Here is a 12,574-nt window from a genome sequence, read left to right as displayed (position 1 = left end):
GCTAGCAGCGGTTTTGCTGTTTTCTAGCGGGCCGTGCGGGAAGCTGAGTTAAGGCTCAATGAGTTCCTTATTGCCTCGGTGTGGCCCCACCCAACGGGCCCGCCGAGGTGTTAGCGTGAGCGCATGAAACGTGTGCTGGGAATCGTTTGTGTGCTGGGAATCTTGGGTGCATCGACGGCCTGCACGCCGAAACCTGATGCGGCGGACCCCGTGGTGGAGGAGTTCCTTGCCGCGATGTCGCGCGGGGATATGGGGATCGCCGCGGAGATGTCCGATCAGCCCGATGTGGCGCGCAGCGTGCTTGCGGATTCCTGGTCCGGCATGCAGGCGGAAGGGCTCGAAACCAAGATCGAACGCGTGCAAACCCGGGAGTCGTTGGCCACCGCAACGTACACGCTGACCTGGGATTTGCCCAAGGACCGCACCTACAGCTACACCGCCGAGATGACGTTGAGCCAGACGAAGGGCCAGTGGGCGGTCCGCTGGCAGCCAACCATCCTCCATTCGAAACTAGGTGCGAATCAGCATTTGGAGCTGCGGGCCATTCCCGCCGAGCGTGCCAGCGTGATTAGTAGCGACGGCGCGGAGATCCTCGCCCCCGGGGTGGTGCACCGCGTGCTTTTGAACCCCACCGAAGCGGACAACGTTGCGGGTGCCGCGGCGCGCGTGGCCGAGGCGTTGAGAAGCGCGCACGGGCGTGACGATACGGTGCCGCAGGTGAGCAGTTCGGACTTAGAAGCGAAGCTCAAGGACATGAAGGGCCCGTATTCCGTCGCCGTTGTTAATGATACGCAGGGCAAAATTATCGCCGATGAATTGCGCGGGGTGCCCGGCGTGACGGTACATGAGGAGGCCGCTATGGTGCGCGCCGACCCCAATTTCGCCCCCGATATTATTTCCCGCGTGGAAAAGGTGGTGAATAAGGACCTTGAGGGGGCCAACGGTTGGCAGGTCGCCGCAGTGAATTCCCACGGCGCGCTTATCGACGCCCTGGAGGTCCACGCCCCACAACCCGCCCCGGCCGTGCGCATCAGCATCGACCACAATATTCAGCGGGCCGCCCAACAGGCCGTTGATCTGCGGAAAGAAATGAAGGCCATGATGGTGGCCATCCGTCCCTCCACCGGGGAAATCCTGGCGGTGGCCCAGACGCAGAAGGCCGACGAAGACGGCGATGTGGCGCTGATGGGCCAATATCCGCCCGGCTCGACGTTTAAGATCATCACAGCCGCGGCCGGGATTATGGATGAAGATCTCACCCCCGATAGCATCGTGCCGTGCCCCGGAACCATGGAAATCGGGCATCGGATTGTGACCAACTATAACCAGTTTTCGCGCGGAAATGTGCCCATGGAATCCGCCTTTGCGGCCTCCTGTAACACCAGTTTTGCAGATATTTCCTCCCGCCTGGAGCCCGGGGAATTAGAACACACGGCCAAGCAATTCGGTCTCGGACTGGATTACGAAATCGAGGGCGTGAATACCATTACCGGGGCCGTGCCCACCGGTGAGGAATTGGTCGACCGCGTGGAGGCCGGTTTCGGCCAAGGCAAGGACCTGGCCAGCCCGTTTGGCATGGCGCTGGTGGCGGCCACCGCCGCGCATGGTCAGACGCCCGTTCCGTACCTGGTGCCGGGGCATGAGACCAAGATCAGCGAGCAGGTCGATCCGCCGTCTCCGGAGTCCATCGAGGGCCTGCGCCGCATGATGCGTTCCGTGGTCACCAGCGGCACCGCGCGCGGCATGGGTGCGGGCGGGGAGATCCGCGGCAAGACCGGCGAGGCGGAAATCACCGGTGGTTCGCACGCGTGGTTCGCCGGTTATCGCGACGACGTGGCCTTCGCAACTTTGGTCGTACTCGGCGGGGGCTCGGAGTCCGCCGTTGCGATCACGGACCACTTTTTTAAGACCATGGACGCCGGGGCAAGGTAGCGCGCGATGCGTGCCGCGGCGGGTGGTGGCCGCGGCGTCGTGACGCTACCCGCGACTGAGTAGCAGCTAAGCTATGGGCATGGTGATGGTTGTGGTTTCGCTGGTGGCGGGGTTTGTGGGCGTGCTGTACGGGGCGGGGGTGTCCGCGAAAGTGTCGCAACGACAAGAACTCATGCGGGCGCGGGTCCGGCAGCATCGTGCATTGCGCGTTCTGGTGGAATTTCTGGCCCGCGAGCGGCAGCGTATCGACGCCGCGCCGGTCGCCCCCACGCACGACGATTACCGTTATGTGGGGGCACAGGGTACCCACTTGGCGTACCTGGCCAGTTTGGAAGCCATCGACGTTGATGTGGTGGATACACTAACTAAGGCGCAAGCGCATCTGGCCGAGCTGAGAACCTACGCCGATACCGAATGTTTGTTGGATGAGACGATTGGCGTGTTGGAGCGCGCCACCCGGGAAGCCGCGTTGCGTGCGGCGGGCGGGAAACCCACCACCTACCTTGGCTCGTTGCTTACCTAATCGGTGGCGGTTTCGGCGATCACGCGCAGGCCATTCAGGGTGCGCGGGTAGCCGATGATCGGCAGCAGCTGGGTGACGCAGGTGACCATTTTGGCGCGGCTATTGCCCACATTGATATTTGCCGCGATATGGGAGCGCAGCTGCGATTCGCAGCCGCCGAGCGCAACCAGCATCGAAAGGGTAAGCAATTCCCGCATGGGCCGGCCGATGCCCGTCCGGCTATACAAATCCCCGAACACATTATCGGAAATATAGTCCAGCACGTGGTGCATATCCGGTGCGGTATTCGCGCGCAGCGCGTCCACGACCTGGTCGCCCAAAATGGCGCGTTGCAGCCGCTCACCTTCGGCTTTGCGGGTCTCCGGCGTGGTCGTGGCCTGACCCGCAAGCGGCAGCTTTTCATCGCGGCGTAGCAGCTCGTTATTGGTGATGTGCAGGAAATCGTACACCCGGCCCATGCCGACATAGGCGGAAGCCTGGTAGAGGATCTCCTTGATCTCGATCGGGGTGACCCCAACGTTTAAGGCGGCCTCGAGCATCACCATGTACATGTTTTCTGAGCCGCACGCTATTAATGCCGCCAAATGCGTCATTAAGCGATCGTGGGTGTCTAGGTCCTCGGATTGCTCAATCAGCTCACCATAAGCGAAGTTCACATAGAACTCGGCGAGTTCGGGGTCCAATGTTTGGAATCTCGAACGCCGATTATGGAATAGCGTTTCAAAATATTCTTCAGCGTGTTCATGAATCGACATGCGCCCGAGCGTAGCCACAATCCTGCCGGCGGGTTTTCGGCCCCGATTGCACGGGGGTGTTAGCCTGGTCACTTTGCCGGGGTTCGAAGGGGCGAATTCACGATTTCGACGCCTTGTTGCGCACGCGTAAATATGTCTGAACGGTGTGGGGCGGGGCGTCGAAAAGCGGCCATGGAATGCGCGGGGCGCGGGGCGGAATTCCCTGCTTGGTGCGGCACTGCTTGTGCACAATCGTTCAACGGCGGCGCGGGCACCGCATGGGCGCGCGCGGAAGCGCTGGAAAAATCAGACCTTTCCGCAGGGTAATAGCACAAACGGGGGCAAAAATCCCCTGCGGGTCGCGTGATAAAACCCACGTGCCACGGCGGCGAGCGGTCGTCTGCGGCGGCTGCACGGTATTCGTAACGGAGTGCGGAAAGCGGGTGAGTACGATGGTGGTCATGTCTAAAACTCGCGCCCGCGTCACCCCCGGAACACCCACCCCAATTCGCACCGTGCCCAAGCATATTGTTCGCCCCGAATACGTGTGGAAAGACACGGTGCGCGAGGCGATGGGGGAACCGGTGATCCAAACCCCCGAAACAATCGAAGCTATGCGCGAAGCTTCTCGGATTGCGGCGAATGCTTTGGTGGTGGCGGGGCGGGCCGTGGCCCCGGGCGTGACCACGGATGAGCTGGACCGGATCGCTCACGAATATATGTGCGATCATGGCGCGTATCCCTCGACGCTGGGCTACCGCGGGTTCCCGAAAAGCTGCTGCACCTCGCTCAATGAAGTGGTGTGCCACGGCATTCCGGATAGCACCGTGATCCAGGACGGAGACATCGTAAATATCGACGTCACCGCCTTTAAAAACGGTGTGCACGGCGACACCAACGCCACCTTTCTCGCGGGCGAGGTGAGCGAGGAACATCGGCTGCTGGTGGAGCGAACCAAGGAGGCCACGCTGCGCGCGATCCGCGCGGCCAAGCCGGGGCGCGAGCTCAATGTAATTGGACGCGTGATCGAATCTTATGCCAAGCGTTTTGGCTACCAGGTGGTGCGCGATTTCACCGGGCACGGCGTGGGGCCGACCTTTCACAATGGGCTAGTGGTGCTGCACTACGACAATAATGTGTATAATGACCTGCTCGAACCCGGCATGACGCTGACCATCGAGCCGATGATTAACCTTGGTGATTTGCCGTACGAAATTTGGGATGACGGCTGGACCGTGGTGAATAAGGACGGGAAATTTACCGCTCAATTCGAACACACGATCGTGATTACGGAGAGCGGGAATGAGATCCTGACGCTACCGGACGAAGATATCTAAATGGCGGCTGTGCTTATCGCCGGCACCACCTCGGACGCCGGCAAATCGGTGATTGTTGCGGGGCTGTGCCGCGCGCTGACCCGGCGCGGGATTCGGGTGGCGCCGTTTAAGGCGCAAAACATGTCCAATAATTCCGCGGTATGCCCGGATGGTGGCGAAATCGGGCGTGCCCAAGCCCTGCAGGCGGCGGCGTGCGGGCTGGAGCCGAGCGTGGATTTTAACCCGATCCTATTGAAGCCAGGTTCCGACCGTACTTCTCAATTGGTGGTCCGTGGGCGTGCGGAAGGGCAGGTCAGCGCGCGTTCCTATATCGAGCATCGCACGCACTTGCGAGAGGTTGCGGCGGCGTGTTTGCGGGATTTGGAGTCCCGATTTCAGCTGGTCGTGTGCGAGGGCGCGGGTTCGCCCGCGGAGATTAACCTGCGTGAAACGGACGTGGCCAACTTCGGGCTGGCCGAGGCGTGCGATCTGCCGGTGTACGTGGTCGGCGATATCGATCGCGGCGGCGTGCTCGCGCATTTGTTCGGGACGCATCAGATCGTGTCGGAGGCGGACCGGGCGCGGATCAAAGGCTTTGTGATCAATAAATTCCGCGGCGATCAAAGCATCCTCGACCCCGGTCTCGCCGCCCTTGAAGAGCGAACTGGCGTTCCAACGGTGGCGGTGTTGCCGTATCTTTATGGCCTGTGGGTGGATGCCGAGGATTCCCTGCAATCCCATATCGGCTCCACCATTGGCCCGCACACAGTTGCGATTGGCAGCCAGCGTCTTCGAGTCGCCGCGATCCGCCTGCCGCGCGTGTCCAACGCTACTGACGTCGAAGCCCTAGCGTGCGAGCCCGGCGTTTCCGTCACCTGGACCATCGATCCCGACGCCGTCGCGGAGGCCGACCTTGTGGTGCTGCCGGGATCCAAGGCAACCGTCTCTGACCTGCAATGGTTGCGCACCACCGGGCTTTTCGAGGCCGTGGCGGCCCGCACCGCACCCACCCTCGGCATCTGCGGCGGCTATCAAATGCTGTGCCGCACCATCATGGACCCCGTGGAATCCGGTTCGGCCGAACCCGTGCCGGGAATCGGCATCTTTGACACCGATATTGTGTTCGATCCTTCGAAAACTTTAATCCGGCACGAACACGGTGCCTACGAGGTGCACCACGGGCGGGTTGCCCGCACCAGCGAAACCCCGTGGATCGGGGACGAAGGCGCAGCCAAAGGCATGTTCCGGGGCACCCACCGCCACGGGCACTTGGAGCACGATGAGACCCGCCGGGAATTCCTCCGCTGGGTGGCACAAGCCTGCAATAAGACCGGGTTTGTGCTTAGCCCCGATACCTCATTCCACGGTGAGCGCGACCGCCAGCTCGACCTGATCGCGGATGCCTTGGAGGCGCACTGGGATTTGGACGCCTTTATCGCCGGATTGATCGAACCTTAGGTCGCGGCGGCGGCGGACCCCGGCGGATTAGCGGACTCCGGCGGGCTAGCGGACTCCGGCGGACTAGCGGGTTTGCGGTACACGAACCCGGCGATGGTGGCGCATAGCGCCGCCGCGATATACGCCCAGGCGAGCAATGCTGGAGGGGCGGCCCAAGATAATTGTGCCGCTGGGATCGCTGCCGCGTACACTGCGTACAGCATGGTGGGTGCGAGGATGAGGCACGCGGCCGTCGCTAAGCGGGAGGCGGGGGAGCGTGCTGCGTTGCGTATTCGAATAATCGTAAATATGCACGCAACGGTGGTAGCTAGGGAAATCGCGATGACGACGAGCCGTACGGTGAGGGTATCTTCGCCGATAGCAAGGTAACCGGTCGCGGCAGGCCCCGCCACACACGGAAGAATGTTCGAGCGCCACGAGGCGGGAAACTGGCCGAGCCCGCCCACAAAACACGCGATCGCCGCGAGCGGCATGCCATACAATGTGCCCACCAATGCCGCCACGGACAGTTGATCCAGATACGTCAGCCGGGCTATACCGGTGATCGATCCGACGGCAAGGATGGTCACCCCGCCGAGCGCCGCCAACCCCTCAAACACGTTGAGCGCGCGCCCTTTTCGCAGCTGTGCCAACGCCGAACCGGCGCCTAAAACCACGCCAAGCGCTGCGAGAACTGAGTAAAGCCAACTGGACCTTGTGAATTCGTTGCCCAGGGTTGCCAATAATATCGCCACGGCCGTGCCGAGACTCGCCGTAGCCGTAGGAACTCGAAGCATTTCCGATGCGGACCTACTCTCTTGGTTCAGGAACTACGGGACGCCACCATACCAGCAAGGGTAGCGCGGCAGCCGAGATCATCACGAATACGCTCGGTAATAAGGCGGCACTGGCAAACACCTGTATGAGCGAACACAGCGATAGCATCAACGTTGTTCCGATGGTGCCCGTTACCTGCAACGCGGAGCCGGTAAAGCCGGTATCTTGCGGGGCGCAAAGCTCCAATGGCTTCGAAGACATGCGCGGATATACGAACCCCATGCCGATTGCGGTGAGGGCCCAGCCGAGCACCACCACCGTCCAATGCCCGGCGAGCAGCGCCACCACCCCTACCCACAGCGTGCCTATCAGCATGAAGGAGCAGCCGATGCGGAACACCAGCGGCGTGGGGATGCCCGCACCGTAGCGCGATTGATATTGCGAACCCAGGAACCAAAACACGCCGCTGATGGTGAGCGCGGTGCCGGTCAGCGACGGGCCTAGGTGATAGCGCTGCGCCAGCACCAGCGGCAGGTACATTTCTGCGGCAAAGAACATGTCCACAAAACCGCGGGTGGCTACCAAGCGGGGAACTCCGCGGCGAACTTTCAGCGTTCCCGGGGGAGTCAGTGTGCGCAATGCAAGCAGCGCGATCGCGAGCGAGACAATGATATATAAGGGCGCCCAATTCTGTTGCGCCTGCGAGGACAGGCTCATTCCCGTGGCGGCGCCGGCCAGTACGATTGCGGTCAATAGGGTGGTGAAATTGCGCGGGTTTACCACGGGTTCGGGTTGCGGCAATGACACCAGCGCTTTAGCCAGCAAAATTATCGAGGCGATGACCGCGATCAGCGCGAACAAAAACACCGCATGCCACGAAAACACAACGGTGAGCAATCCCGCCAAACCGGGGCCGACCAGCGACGGTATTACCCAGGCCCCGGCAAAAGCGGCGAAAACGGCGGGGCGCAATGCAGCTGGATATGCCTGCGCAATGACCGCATATATCGCGACGACAAGCCCACCTGTGCCCAGCCCTTGAATTGCGCGCGATATTAGAAATACCGGCATATCCGGCGCGACCACCGAAACGAGCAGCCCGAGCACCAGCGTTGCGGCCGAAACTATGAACGAAAGGCGGGCGCCGAACCGATCAGTCGCGAGCCCCGAGGCCACCATGCCGATTATCGACGCCGCGAGCGCCGCCACAAACGTCAACGAATACGCATCCGCGTCCCCGAGCTCCTGCGCGATATGTGGCATGACCGCGGTGACGGCCGTTTGGTCGAAGGCGCACGCCATGATCGCGGTGAGCAGCCCGGTGGTGGTCAATCGGTACGTCGGGGAGAAAATCCCCGGCCGAGAACGTGCGGCGGAAGCGGGCAGAATCAACCTTGCCTCCTATGGGCTAGTCGAAGTCCAGCCCGAGGAGCGCGTTTTCGGTGACTTCCGGCAGCGCGGGGTGGATCCAGTACTGGTTCCGGGCCACCTCGCGGACGTCGAGATCGAACGCCATTACGGTAATGAGCTGTTGGATCAGGCTGGACGCTTGGGGGCCGAGGTAGTGCGCGCCCAGGAGTCGCCCGGTCTTGCGATCCGCGATGAGTTTGGCAAAACCGGTCGTGTCTTCCATGGCCCACCCGTAGGCGGTATCGCCGTAGTTTTGAATCTTGATGGTCACATCCAGCCCGGCCTGTTTCGCCTCCGCTTCGGTCATGCCCACGCTGGCGATCTGCGGGTGCGTGAACACGGCGGCGGGCACGTGTTCGTGGGGCATCGGCCGTAGGTCGTCGCCGTGGAGGAGGTTGTGTCGCACCGCCCGCATCTCGGCATTGGCCACGTGTTTGAGCTGGTAGGGGGAGGAAACGTCGCCGAGCGCCCAGACGCCTGCGGCGGTGGTGCGGCCGTATTCGTCCACCTTGATGCGTTCGCCATCCATTTCGATGCCGCCGCGTGCAAGGTCCATTTGGTCACCGTTCGGGGTGCGCCCGGTGGCCACGAGCAGGATTTCGCCGGTGAGTTGTTCACCGTTATCCAGCGTGAGGGTGACGCCTCGCGCGTCTTGGGTTGCGGCGGTGACGGTGCGCCCGAGTTTCAGGTTCCATTGTTCGGCGGCGATTTCGGTGAACCGTTGGGAGATGGTTTCATCGGCTTTGCGCAGCAGGATGGGGCTGCGGTTCGTGATGGTCACCTGCACGCCCAGCGAGGCGAAAATGTGGGCGAATTCCACGGCGATAAAGCCGCCGCCTTGGATAATCATGGTCTTCGGCAGCGCGGGCAGCCGCAGGATGTTTTCATTGGTGTAGTAATCGACCCCGGACTCGGCGATGACGGGCAGTACGGAAGGCCGCGCCCCGGTGGCGATGACGATGCGCTCGCCGCTGATTGTTTCCTCGCCGACCTGTAGGGTGCGCTTATCGACGAACCGCGCATGCTCGGCGTAGACGTCAATGTTCGGCGTTTCCTCGCCTCGCCGGTAGGCTTCGCCGCCGGCCGCGATGGGGTCGATCCGTTGGGCAAACACACGATCTACAATGGCGGGCCAATCCACACCGGTGAGCGAGGCGGAAAGATTGTATTTGGCGGCCTCGCGGATTTCGGTGGCAACATCCGCCGCATAGACGAACATTTTGGTGGGAATGCAGCCCACATTGAGGCAGGTGCCGCCAAAGGTGCCTTTTTCCACGATGGCGATGGATTGGTCATCGAACTCAGGTCCGGGAATGGAGTTACCGGAACCGGTGCCAATAATGATGAGATCGTAATGCTTCATACTTAACCTTAACGTGCGCGGGCGGTGGGTTATTTCTGGTCGGGGCGGGAGGGTGGGGCGTCGATAAGCGAAGACGCCCACCTCAGGGTGGTTTCGAGGGCGGTGGCGAGCGGTTCGGGGCGCGACAGGTACACGTCGTGCCGTGCGCCGGGGATGGGTGCGATGGTGACATCGGGCGAGAGTGTGCGCGCCCAACGGCGGATTTGATGCACGTCGAGGACGCCGTCGGCACTGTGCACACGTTCGGAAAATTCGGGGCGCAGCCAGGTCTCGGTGGAGCACAGCACTAAAAGCGGGAGTTCGCACTCAATGTCGCCCCGGTGAATGCTGCGTTGATTCAGCAAAATGGTGCGCAACCACGCGTAGTTTTTCGGCTGGCCGCCGAAAGGTTTATAGGCGACGTTGTAATCCCAATCGCCATATTCGCTGGTGTGCAGGGACTTTCCATAGGAGCCGAGCGGGTCTATGGCAAGCTGTTTCGCGGGCCGGATCTTGCCCAGCACGTTATAGAGCAGCGTGCCGATGTGCACCTTGGGCCGCGCGTACATGAGTTCGAGCCACGGGCTATTGAGCACGGCGCCGGCGATATCCGCATGCCGCGCCGGATCGCGCCGCCGCAGGTAGTCGAACCACAGTGCTAATGTCAGCCCGCCTGTCGAATGCCCGTTCCAAACCACGGTGGGGTGGTGGCTACGCACGTAATCAAACACGGCGGTCAGGTCGGCGAAGTAAAACTTCAGCTCCGAAGTGTGGTGCCAGCGCTGCCCCTCGCGCCAGGAACGCCCGCATTTGCGCAGGTCAACACCGTAGACCGCCCACCCCGCCGCGGTAAAAAACTCGGCCACGTGGGTGTGGAAAAAGTAATCGCTCATGCCGTGCACAAACACCATGGCGGGTGCATTCGGGTCGCTGGTCGCGGGGCCGCGCCGGCGCACGAGCGTGGCTATCACGGTGCCCTCGCCGTCCGGGTCGGGGCCTAGGGCGAACGTGCGCCGCTGGTAATCCGAACCCAGAATGTCGGTGGTCCAGTCCGGGGCGAGCGGCAGTTCCTTCATGCGTCTATCGTACGTTTCTTCCCGCGGATTGTTCCGCACGCGTGGCGCAATAGTGTGTTTCTAAACAACGCAAAAGAAACCCCAGCGCAATAATGCGCATCTTTATGTTAACGCGCTGGGAATGAGCGAAAAACACTAACTGTAATCACCCAACCGGGGGTGGTGGTTATGAATTTGAAATGTGCGGTGAGTTTCGTGAGTTACTCCCTAAAGTCGCTGCTTATCACGTGGGGCGCGGCCGGTTATGGCGGGGGAGAGCTGGGAGTTTGTTGTGTAGTTATGCTGTAACCCTGTAATTTTTGCCTACCCCCAAGCCAATCAGCGTAGAGTTATTGCAAACACGGCCGCCTTACCCGGTACCCGCTGCCAGGTGGGTGGCCTGTTGGTGCCTTTCAGTATCTGTAGTGGCATTCCTATTTGGCGTGTTTTCCGGTAATCCGGCCCGCGGAATTGGGTGCCGCTGTCGCCAGGTGTTCTAAGGTCTCGGAAGCGAACGCACAGTCATTGAAGGAAGTTGAAAGCAGTGTCAGATTCCAAGGTTTCTACAATCCCGGTGACCGATGAGGTAGACGTTGCCCTCATCGGTGCTGGCATCATGAGCGCGACGCTGGGTGCAATGCTGCGTGAACTGGAACCGGGGTGGAGCCAGGTCATGGTTGAGCGGCTTGATGGCCCGGCAGAGGAGTCCTCCTCCCCGTGGAACAACGCAGGAACCGGTCACTCTGCCCTTTGCGAGCTGAACTACACGCCTGAGGTCAACGGCAAGATTAAGACCGCAAACGCCATTAACGTGAACGAGAAGTTCCAGGTGTCGCGCCAGTTTTGGGCGCATCAGCGGGAAGCGGGTGTGTTGACCGATCCGCGCGAGTTTATCAATGCTGTCCCGCACGTTTCCTTTGGCCAGGGCGAGGAGCAGGTTGCGTATCTGAAGAAGCGGTTTGAGGCGCTGGCCCCGCACCCGCTGTTCCCGAACATGAAGTTCACCGACGATCCGACAGAGTTTGCGAAGATGCTGCCGCTGATGGCGGAGGGGCGCGACTTTGATAGGGAAAAGCTGGCGATTTCCTGGACGGACGCGGGCACGGACATTAACTATGGCGCGATGGCAAGGCAGTTTATCGACGCCGCGAAACGCGCCGGCACCACCGTGCGTTACGGCCATGAGGTGAAGGACATTGCGGCCGATGGGGACGGCTGGAAGCTTAAGGTGAAAAACGTACACACTGGCGATCTTTCGGTGATTCGAGCGAATTTCGTCTTTGTTGGCGCGGGCGGTATGGCGTTGCCGTTGCTGCAAAAGGCCCGGATCCCGGAGATCCGCGGCTTCGGTGGTTTCCCAGTGTCTGGCCAGTGGCTGCGCTGTACGAACGAGGAGATTATCAAGCAGCATCACGCCAAGGTGTACGGCAAGGCTTCCGTGGGGGCTCCGCCGATGTCGGTGCCGCACCTGGATACCCGCGTGATCGACGGGAAAACGGGGTTGCTTTTTGGCCCGTATGCGGGCTGGACCCCGAAGTTCTTAAAGCGCGGGTCTTGGTTCGATCTGCCGAAGTCGCTGCGGCCCACCAACTTTATGTCCATGATCGCGGTCGGTTTCCAGGAGCTGGGTTTGACCAAGTACCTGATCACGGAGCTGCTGAAGGACCAACAGGCGCGCATCGAATCCTTGCGCGAATACATGCCGGCTGCGCGGCCGGAGGATTGGGAGCTGGTCACCGCCGGCCAACGCGTGCAGGTGATCAAGCCTATCGTCGGCCCGCGCTTCGGTTCGCTGGAGTTCGGCACCGCATTGATCAACAATTCCGAGGGCACGATCGCCGGTATCCTGGGCGCCTCCCCGGGTGCTTCCATCGCCCCGGCCGCCATGGTTGAGCTGCTGGAACGTTGTTTCGGTCAGCGGATGGTGGAATGGGGCCCGAAGCTGAAGGAGCTGATTCCGTCCTACGGCATCAAGCTTTCCACCGATCAGAAGCTGTACAACGAGATGTGGGAGTACACTCAAAGGACACTCGATCTGGAGGTCTAAC

Annotated in this window: 10 protein-coding genes; 5 read left to right on the top strand and 5 right to left on the bottom strand. The window is 61.4% G+C overall.

All coding sequences use genetic code 11. The features are described 5' to 3' along the window. Positions 1–123: 123 nt before the first annotated feature. Together CCANI_RS08710 and CCANI_RS08705 are read left to right on the top strand one after the other, a co-directional pair. Positions 124–1,932: a penicillin-binding transpeptidase domain-containing protein gene (locus tag CCANI_RS08710; RefSeq protein WP_146323795.1), complete on the top strand. Its 1,809-nt coding sequence runs from the start codon at positions 124–126 to the stop codon at positions 1,930–1,932. A gap of 79 nt (positions 1,933–2,011) precedes the next feature. After that, entirely contained in the window at positions 2,012–2,455 is a 444-nt protein-coding gene (locus CCANI_RS08705) for a hypothetical protein (protein ID WP_146323794.1), read from the top strand. Here the strand turns inward: CCANI_RS08705 and CCANI_RS08700 are convergent. Further along, positions 2,452–3,210: a carboxymuconolactone decarboxylase family protein gene (locus CCANI_RS08700; protein ID WP_146323793.1), complete on the bottom strand. Its 759-nt coding sequence runs from the start codon at positions 3,208–3,210 to the stop codon at positions 2,452–2,454. The genes CCANI_RS08705 and CCANI_RS08700 overlap by 4 nt on opposite strands. A 431-nt stretch (positions 3,211–3,641) precedes the next feature. On the opposite strand from CCANI_RS08700, the gene map reads away from it, so the two are divergent. Together map and CCANI_RS08690 are read left to right on the top strand one after the other, a co-directional pair. Continuing rightward, complete coding sequence (gene map / locus CCANI_RS08695) at positions 3,642–4,526, top strand: type I methionyl aminopeptidase (protein WP_146323809.1); 885 nt, start codon at positions 3,642–3,644, stop codon at positions 4,524–4,526. Beyond that, a complete protein-coding gene (locus CCANI_RS08690; RefSeq protein WP_146323792.1) occupies positions 4,527–5,963 on the top strand; it encodes a cobyric acid synthase in 1,437 nt (478 codons plus the stop codon). Here CCANI_RS08690 and CCANI_RS08685 read toward each other — a convergent pair. The 4 genes from CCANI_RS08685 to CCANI_RS08670 are packed head-to-tail and all read right to left on the bottom strand — an operon-like array spanning position 5,960 to position 10,547. Further along, positions 5,960–6,739, bottom strand: coding sequence for a hypothetical protein (locus tag CCANI_RS08685; RefSeq protein WP_146323791.1), 780 nt, complete (start codon positions 6,737–6,739; stop codon positions 5,960–5,962). The genes CCANI_RS08690 and CCANI_RS08685 overlap by 4 nt on opposite strands. Positions 6,740–6,752: 13 nt before the next feature. Beyond that, a complete protein-coding gene (locus CCANI_RS08680) occupies positions 6,753–8,111 on the bottom strand; it encodes an MFS transporter (RefSeq protein ID WP_146323790.1) in 1,359 nt (452 codons plus the stop codon). Positions 8,112–8,127: 16 nt separating this feature from the next. Further along, positions 8,128–9,492: a mycothione reductase gene (gene mtr, locus CCANI_RS08675; RefSeq protein ID WP_146323789.1), complete on the bottom strand. Its 1,365-nt coding sequence runs from the start codon at positions 9,490–9,492 to the stop codon at positions 8,128–8,130. Positions 9,493–9,521: 29 nt separating this feature from the next. Further along, a complete protein-coding gene (locus CCANI_RS08670; protein WP_146323788.1) occupies positions 9,522–10,547 on the bottom strand; it encodes an alpha/beta hydrolase in 1,026 nt (341 codons plus the stop codon). A gap of 523 nt (positions 10,548–11,070) precedes the next feature. On the opposite strand from CCANI_RS08670, the gene mqo reads away from it, so the two are divergent. Next, positions 11,071–12,573: a malate dehydrogenase (quinone) gene (gene mqo / locus CCANI_RS08665; RefSeq protein WP_146323787.1), complete on the top strand. Its 1,503-nt coding sequence runs from the start codon at positions 11,071–11,073 to the stop codon at positions 12,571–12,573. Position 12,574 lies beyond the last annotated feature (1 nt).

Source organism: Corynebacterium canis (assembly GCF_030408595.1).
Lineage (GTDB): Bacteria > Actinomycetota > Actinomycetes > Mycobacteriales > Mycobacteriaceae > Corynebacterium > Corynebacterium canis.
Note: the sequence above shows the minus strand (reverse complement) of the source record. Positions and strands in the feature narration are given on the sequence as shown.

Coding starts and splice junctions, on each gene's coding strand:
- CCANI_RS08710 (WP_146323795.1), top strand. CDS start 124: ATGAAACGTGTGCTGGGAATCGTTTGTGTGCTGGGAATCTTGGGTGCA.
- CCANI_RS08705 (WP_146323794.1), top strand. CDS start 2,012: ATGGTGATGGTTGTGGTTTCGCTGGTGGCGGGGTTTGTGGGCGTGCTG.
- CCANI_RS08700 (WP_146323793.1), bottom strand. CDS start 3,210: ATGTCGATTCATGAACACGCTGAAGAATATTTTGAAACGCTATTCCAT.
- map (WP_146323809.1), top strand. CDS start 3,642: ATGGTGGTCATGTCTAAAACTCGCGCCCGCGTCACCCCCGGAACACCC.
- CCANI_RS08690 (WP_146323792.1), top strand. CDS start 4,527: ATGGCGGCTGTGCTTATCGCCGGCACCACCTCGGACGCCGGCAAATCG.
- CCANI_RS08685 (WP_146323791.1), bottom strand. CDS start 6,739: ATGCTTCGAGTTCCTACGGCTACGGCGAGTCTCGGCACGGCCGTGGCG.
- mtr (WP_146323789.1), bottom strand. CDS start 9,492: ATGAAGCATTACGATCTCATCATTATTGGCACCGGTTCCGGTAACTCC.
- CCANI_RS08670 (WP_146323788.1), bottom strand. CDS start 10,547: ATGAAGGAACTGCCGCTCGCCCCGGACTGGACCACCGACATTCTGGGT.